Origin of the sequence: Pseudomonas agronomica, from assembly GCF_025917275.1 — a bacterium.
In the GTDB taxonomy this organism is placed as follows: domain Bacteria; phylum Pseudomonadota; class Gammaproteobacteria; order Pseudomonadales; family Pseudomonadaceae; genus Aquipseudomonas; species Aquipseudomonas agronomica.
On record NZ_JAOSHO010000264.1, the window covers coordinates 1 to 7,054 of the forward strand.

The window sequence follows — 7,054 nt, forward strand, 5'->3', positions numbered from 1 at the left end:
GTGAATCGGGTGGCAGCAGGAACTGCCTGTTAAACCTTAAACCGCCTTGACCTCGAGGATTTCCACCTCGAAGCTCAAGGTCTTGCCCGCTAGCGGGTGATTGAAGTCCACGGTCACCTGGGCGTCGTCAAAAGCCTTCACCACACCCGGCAATTCGGTATTGGCCGCGTCATTGAAGATCACCAGCAAGCCCTCCGACAATTCCATGTCCTGGAACTGCGAGCGTGGCATGGTCTGCACGTTTTGCGGGTTGGGCTGACCAAAGGCGTTTTCCGGCGGAACGACCACGGTGCGCTTGTCGCCGGCCTTGAAACCGAAGATTGCCGCTTCGAAACCGGGCAGCAGGTTGCCGTCGCCGACCTTGAACACCGCCGGCGCCTTGTCGAAGGTGCTGTCGACGGTGTCGCCGTTTTCCAGGTGCAGGGCGAAGTGAAGCTTCACTTCGGTGTTTTGAGCGATACGCTGCTCAGTCATGGACGGCTTCTCCGGTTTTCTTGCTCTTGAACATATCCAGGGCGAGCATCACGGCGCCCACGCTGATGGCGCTGTCGGCAAAGTTGAACGCCGGGAAATACCAGCGGTTCTGCCAATGCACCAGGATGAAATCGATCACATGGCCCAAGGCAATCCGATCGTAGAGGTTGCCCAACGCGCCGCCGAGGACCAGCGCCAGCGCCACGGCCAGCCAGGTTTCGTCACGCCCCAGGCGCTTGAGCCAGACCACCAGCACGGCACTGACCACCACGGCAATCAGCGCGAACAGCCAGCGCTGCCAGCCCGAACTGTCGGCCAGGAAGCTGAACGCCGCGCCAGTGTTGTAGGCCAGGGTCCAACTGAAGTAGTCGGGAATGACCACGATCTGCTGGTACATGGTCAACGCGTTCTCGAAGTAGTACTTGCTGGCCTGGTCGATGACCAGCACCAGCACGCTCAACCAGAGCCAGCCCAACCGACCGAAACGGCCCGCTGCATTAGGCATAGTGACGAACCTCACCGCTGCCGCTGATGTTGTCGACACAACGACCGCAGATTTCCGGGTGCTCCGGGTTCACGCCGACGTCTTCACGGCAGTGCCAGCAACGGGCGCACTTGACGAAGCTCGACTTGACCACCTTGAGCTTCAGGCCACTCACTTCGGTGACGACCGCATCGGCCGGAGCCTGCGCCAGCGGCGCGACACCGGCGGTGGAGGTGATCAGCACGAAACGCAGTTCGTTGCCCAGCTTGGCCAGGTCGGCGCTCAAGGCATCTTCGGCATAGAGGGTCACTTCGGCTTGCAGGTTGCCGCCGACGGCCTTGGCCGCCCGCTGGATCTCCATTTCCTTGTTGACCGCAGCCTTGACCGCCATCACGCGATCCCAATACGCACGGTCCAGCTCGAAGCCTTGCGGCAGTTCGGTCAGGCCTTCGTACCAGGTGTTGAGCATTACCGATTCGTTGCGCTCGCCCGGCAGGTATTCCCACAGTTCGTCGGCGGTGAACGCCAGGATCGGCGCGATCCAGCGCACCAGCGCCTCGCTGATGTGGAACAGCGCGGTCTGGCAGGAACGGCGCGCCTTGCTGTTGGCGCCGGTTGTGTACTGGCGATCCTTGATGATGTCGAGGTAGAAACCACCCAACTCCTGGACGCAGAAGTTGTGGATCTTGGAATACACGTTCCAGAAACGGTACTCACCGTAGTGTTCCTGCAATTCGCGTTGCAGCAACAGGGTACGGTCCACGGCCCAGCGGTCCAGCGCGAGCATGTCTTCGGCCGGCAGCAGGTCGGTGGCCGGGTTGAAGCCGGTCAGGTTGGAAAGCAGGAAACGCGCGGTGTTACGGATGCGCCGGTAGGCGTCCGCGCTACGCTGCAGGATCTGCTCGGAAACGGCCATCTCGCCGGAGTAGTCGGTGGACGCGACCCACAGGCGCATGATGTCGGCGCCGAGGGTGTCGTTCACTTTCTGCGGCGCGATCACGTTGCCCAGGGACTTGGACATCTTGCGGCCGGACTCGTCGACGGTGAAGCCGTGGGTCAGCAACTCGCGGTATGGCGCGTGGTTGTCGATGGCGCAACCGGTCAGCAAGGACGAGTGGAACCAGCCGCGATGCTGGTCCGAACCTTCCAGGTACAGGTCGGCGCGCGGGCCGGTCTCATGACCCATCGGGTGCGAACCGCGCAATACGTGCCAATGGGTGGTGCCGGAGTCGAACCAGACGTCCAGGGTGTCGCTGATCTTGTCATACAGCGGTGCTTCGTCGCCCAGCAGCTCGGCGGCATCGAGCTTGAACCAGGCTTCGATGCCTTCGGCTTCGACGCGCTGGGCCACGGTTTCCATCAGTTCGACGGTGCGCGGATGCAGCTCGCCGCTTTCCTTGTTCAGGAAGAACGGGATCGGCACGCCCCAGTTGCGCTGGCGGGAGATGCACCAGTCCGGACGGTTGGCGATCATCGAGTGCAGGCGCGCCTGGCCCCAGGCCGGAACGAACTGCGTTTCTTCGATGGCCTTGAGCGAACGCTGGCGCAGGGTGTCGCCGCTGGTGGGCTGCTTGTCCATGCCGATGAACCACTGCGCGGTGGCGCGGTAGATCAGCGGGGTCTTGTGGCGCCAGCAGTGCATGTAGCTGTGTTCGATGACGGTGGTGTGCAGCAGCGCGCCGACTTCGGTCAGCTTGTCGACGATGGCCGGGTTGGCCTTCCAGATGAACTGGCCGCCAAAGAACTCCAGCGACGGCACGTACACGCCATTGCTCTGCACCGGGTTGAGGATGTCGTCGTTGACCATGCCGTATTTCTTGCAGGTCACGAAGTCGTCGACGCCATAGGCCGGTGCGGAGTGAACCACGCCGGTGCCTGCGCCCAGCTCCACGTAGTCGGCCAGGTACACCGGCGACAGGCGGTCATAGAACGGATGGCGGAAATTGATCAGCTCCAGCGCCGAGCCCGGGGCGGTGGCGATCACTGAACCTTCGAGGTTGTAGCGGGCCAGGCAGGATTCGACCAGTTCTTCGGCCAGCACCAGCAGCTTGTCGCCAACGTCGACCAAGGCGTAGTTGAATTCCGGGTGGACGTTCAGCGCCTGGTTGGCGGGAATGGTCCACGGGGTGGTGGTCCAGATCACGATCGAGGCCGGCTTGGCCAGCTTGCCCAGGCCGAACGCGGCGGCGAGCTTGTCTTCATCGGCGATCGGGAACGCGACGTCGATGGTCGAGGACTTCTTGTTCTCGTACTCGACTTCCGCCTCGGCCAGGGCCGAACCGCAATCGAAGCACCAGTTCACGGGCTTGAGGCCCTTGAACACGAAGCCGCCCTCGACGATTTTCGCCAGGGCACGGATTTCGCCGGCTTCGTTCTTGAAATCCATGGTCTTGTACGGATTGGCGAAGTCGCCCAGCACGCCGAGGCGGATGAATTCGGACTTCTGCCCTTCGATCTGCTCGGTGGCGTAGGCACGGCACAGCTCGCGGGTCTTGTCCGCGCCCAGGTTCTTGCCGTGGGTCACTTCGACCTTGTGTTCGATCGGCAGGCCATGGCAGTCCCAGCCCGGGACATACGGCGCGTCAAAACCCGACAGGGTCTTGGAGCGGATGATCATGTCCTTGAGAATCTTGTTCAGCGCGTGACCGATGTGGATGGTGCCGTTGGCGTACGGAGGGCCGTCGTGCAGGACGAACTTCGGACGATCCTTGCCAATCTCGCGCAACTTTCCGTACAGGCCAATGCTGTCCCAACGCTGCAGAATCTGTGGTTCGCGCTGAGGCAGGCCGGCCTTCATTGGGAAGGCGGTGTCCGGAAGGTTTAGCGTGGCTTTATAGTCGGTCATTTAAGGCTCTTCATTAGCGATTGGCGCTGGTTGCGACAAGGGCACGGGCGGCGGCGATATCTGCATGGATCGCCGTCTTGAGCGCCTCCAGAGAGGCAAAACGCTGCTCTTCACGCAGCTTCTGGTGGAAAACCACCGTCAAACGCCGGTCATACAGATCGCCGGCAAAATCCAGAATGTGTACTTCGAGATGGGCCTTGCCATCCCCCTGCACCGTAGGACGAACGCCAATGTTGGCGACGCCGGGCCAGGTCTTGCCGTCGATGTCGACACTCACCAGGAACACCCCGGTCAGCGGCACACGACGGCGCTTGAGTTGCACGTTGGCCGTTGGCGTGCCCAATTGGCGCGCCAGCTTCTGCCCGTGCAGGATCCGCCCGGCAATCCGGTACGGCCGGCCGAGCAAGCGCTCGGCCAATTCGAAGTCGGCCGCCGCCAGGGCGTTGCGGACCTGGGTGCTGCTGACGCGCAAACCCTCCATCTCGACGGTCTGCGCCGCTTCGACGGTGAACCCCTGGGCAATACCGGCCTGTTGCAGGTAATCGAAATCGCCTGCCCGGTCGCAACCGAAACGGAAATCATCACCGACTTCCAGATGCTTCACGTCGAGGCCATCCACCAGGATGGTATCGACGAATTCGGCGGCACTGAGCTGGCTCAGGCGCTGGTTGAAAGCCAGGCACAGGACCCGGTCGACGCCTTCGGCCGCGAGCAATTGCAGTTTGTCCCGCAACCGGGCCAGACGGGCCGGAGCGGTGTCCGGGGCGAAAAATTCCCGGGGCTGCGGTTCGAAGATCACCACGCAACTGGGCAGGCCCAACTCCAGCGCACGCTCGCGCAGCCGCGCCAGGATAGCCTGGTGGCCACGGTGGACACCGTCAAAGTTGCCAATAGTGGCGACACAGCCCCGATGCCGGGGACGCAGGTTGTGGAGGCCTCGAACCAGCTGCATAACGCGCTTCTTGCTCATAAAGTGGCCGATTATAACCACACCCGGCGGTCGGTGACAGGCAACACCGTAACCCAAAGTGATCGAACCGACAAAACCGCCGCCCGCCCCTGGATTATCAGGGGCAACCTGTCAGCTCAAGGCCTTGCGATTGAAGTCGCGCAAACGGAAGCCCATCAACAGCAACATGCCGAAATACACCACCACGCCCGCTACGACCAGCACGCCCAGGCGCAGGAAACGCTCGAGCATCACGCCTTCGCCCCAAGCCGGCATGAAATGCATCCCGACCAGCAGCACCGCCGACATCACCGCCACGGCGACCAGCAACTTGAGTCCGAACTTGCCCCAGCCCGGCATCGGTTGATACATCTTTTGCTTGCGCAGTTGATAAAACAGCAGCCCGGCGTTGAGACAGGCACCCGCACTGATCGCCAGGGCCAGGCCGGCGTGGGCCAGCGGACCGATGAGCAGCAGGTTGAACAGCTGGGTCATGCACAAGGTAAAGATGGCGATTTTCACCGGCGTGCGGATGTTCTGCTGGGCGTAGAAGCCCGGCGCAAGGACTTTGATCACGATGATCCCGAGCAGCCCCACCGAGTAGGCGATCAAAGCCCGCTGGGTCATCAGGGCATCGAATGCATTGAATTGACCGTACTGGAACAGCGAAACCGTCAGCGGCTCGGCGAGGATCCCCAGCGCCAGGGCGCAAGGCAGGACCAGCACGAAACACAGGCGCAGGCCCCAATCGAGGATGCGCGAATATTCATGGCGATCCTGGCTGGCGTAGGTCTTGGCCAGGGTCGGCAGCAGGATCGTGCCCAGCGCCACGCCCAGCACGCCGGATGGCAATTCCATCAAGCGGTCGGCGTAGTACATCCACGACACCGAGCCCGCCACCAGGAACGAGGCAAAAATGGTGTTGATGATCAGGGAAATCTGGCTCACCGAGACGCCGAGGATGGCCGGCAGCATCTGCTTCATGACCCGCCACACGCCGCTGTCGCGCAAGTTCAGCCGCGGCAGCACCAACATCCCGATCTTCTTCAGGTGCGGCAGTTGGTAGAGCAATTGCGCCAAGCCACCCGCCAACACCGCCCACCCCAGGGCCATTACCGGCGGATCGAAGTACGGCGTCAGGAACACCGCGAAGATGATCATGCTGACGTTGAGCAGCGTCGGCACGAAGGCCGGTACGGAGAAACGGTTCCAGGTGTTGAGGATCGCCCCGGCCAGGGACGACAGGGAAATCAGCAATATATAAGGAAAGGTCACCCGCAACAGGTCAGAGGTGAGCTGGAATTTTTCCGGCGTATCGGTGAAACCGGGTGCGGTGGCCCAGATCACCCAGGGCGCGGCGAGCATGCCGGCGGCCGTGACCAAGGCCAGCACCAGCGTCAGCAGACCGGTGACGTAGGCAATGAAGGTACGGGTCGCTTCGTCGCCCTTCTGGCTTTTATATTCCGCCAGGATCGGCACGAAGGCCTGGGAAAACGCCCCTTCGGCGAAGATCCGCCGCAGCAGGTTGGGCAATTTGAACGCAATGAAGAAGGCGTCGGTGGCCATTCCGGCACCGAATATCCGGGCGATCAACGTATCGCGAACGAATCCCAGGATGCGGGAAAGCATTGTGATAGAGCTGACGGCCGCCAACGATTTGAGCAGGTTCATGAAAAGAGTTTTTGCCTGTCGATAAACAGCAGGCGAACAATGCGCCCACTTGTGCGATACTCCGCGCCGCTAAACAGCACAGCGCCAAAGCCCGCGAGTTTACAGGTCGCACGCCGGAAAGAAATCATTCGGTGCGCCGCACCTGCCATTCAGCGGAACGTGTCACCCGCCCTTGACAAGACCTCAACTCATCGGCATGATTCGCGGCCTATTTTGTTTGCTATTTCCTAAAAAGTCTTTCGAGGAGCTCGACGGTGGCCAACACACCTTCCGCCAAAAAACGTGCAAAACAGGCTGAGAAGCGTCGCAGCCACAACGCCAGCCTGCGTTCCATGGTCCGTACCTACATCAAGAACGTAGTCAAGGCCATCGACGCAAAAGACGCTGAAAAAGCACAAGCTGCTTACGTTCTGGCTGTGCCAGTTATCGACCGCATGGCCGATAAAGGCATCATCCACAAGAACAAGGCCGCTCGCCATAAGAGCCGCCTGAATGGCCATGTAAAGGCCTTGAACGTTGCCGCTGCTGCCTAAGCGACGCGCTCATTAAAAAACCGACCTCAGGGTCGGTTTTTTATTGCCTGGGATTTATCCTCCCCCCAACCAGAGCAGCCCCTCCCCTTGTGGGAGCG

At 61.4% G+C, this 7,054-nt stretch carries 6 protein-coding genes; 1 reads left to right on the forward strand and 5 read right to left on the reverse strand.

Annotated elements, in window-relative coordinates:
- Positions 1 to 36: 36 nt before the first annotated feature.
- The 5 genes from fkpB to murJ form a co-directional block, all read right to left on the reverse strand.
- Positions 37 to 474: an FKBP-type peptidyl-prolyl cis-trans isomerase gene (gene fkpB, locus OC610_RS17705; protein WP_264429422.1), complete on the reverse strand. Its 438-nt coding sequence runs from the start codon at positions 472 to 474 to the stop codon at positions 37 to 39.
- Positions 467 to 979 (reverse strand): signal peptidase II, encoded by a 513-nt coding sequence (lspA, locus tag OC610_RS17710; protein WP_264429424.1) that lies wholly within the window; start codon positions 977 to 979, stop codon positions 467 to 469. The genes fkpB and lspA overlap by 8 nt, the downstream gene beginning before the upstream one ends.
- Complete coding sequence (gene ileS, locus OC610_RS17715; RefSeq protein ID WP_264429426.1) at positions 972 to 3,803, reverse strand: isoleucine--tRNA ligase; 2,832 nt, start codon at positions 3,801 to 3,803, stop codon at positions 972 to 974. Before ileS ends, lspA begins: the two co-directional genes overlap by 8 nt.
- 13 nt (positions 3,804 to 3,816) lie before the next feature.
- Positions 3,817 to 4,755, reverse strand: coding sequence for a bifunctional riboflavin kinase/FAD synthetase (gene ribF / locus OC610_RS17720; protein ID WP_264429427.1), 939 nt, complete (start codon positions 4,753 to 4,755; stop codon positions 3,817 to 3,819).
- Between the two features lie 129 nt (positions 4,756 to 4,884).
- Complete coding sequence (gene murJ, locus OC610_RS17725) at positions 4,885 to 6,423, reverse strand: murein biosynthesis integral membrane protein MurJ (RefSeq protein ID WP_264429428.1); 1,539 nt, start codon at positions 6,421 to 6,423, stop codon at positions 4,885 to 4,887.
- Positions 6,424 to 6,677: 254 nt separating this feature from the next.
- On the opposite strand from murJ, the gene rpsT reads away from it, so the two are divergent.
- Entirely contained in the window at positions 6,678 to 6,956 is a 279-nt protein-coding gene (rpsT, locus tag OC610_RS17730) for a 30S ribosomal protein S20 (protein WP_003185593.1), read from the forward strand.
- Positions 6,957 to 7,054: the final 98 nt, after the last annotated feature.

What these genes read in the sequence shown, in the direction of transcription:
- murJ (WP_264429428.1), bottom strand. Translation starts at nt 6,423, where the DNA reads ATGAACCTGCTCAAATCGTTGGCGGCCGTCAGCTCTATCACAATGCTT.
- fkpB (WP_264429422.1), bottom strand. Translation starts at nt 474, where the DNA reads ATGACTGAGCAGCGTATCGCTCAAAACACCGAAGTGAAGCTTCACTTC.
- lspA (WP_264429424.1), bottom strand. Translation starts at nt 979, where the DNA reads ATGCCTAATGCAGCGGGCCGTTTCGGTCGGTTGGGCTGGCTCTGGTTG.
- ribF (WP_264429427.1), bottom strand. Translation starts at nt 4,755, where the DNA reads ATGCAGCTGGTTCGAGGCCTCCACAACCTGCGTCCCCGGCATCGGGGC.
- ileS (WP_264429426.1), bottom strand. Translation starts at nt 3,803, where the DNA reads ATGACCGACTATAAAGCCACGCTAAACCTTCCGGACACCGCCTTCCCA.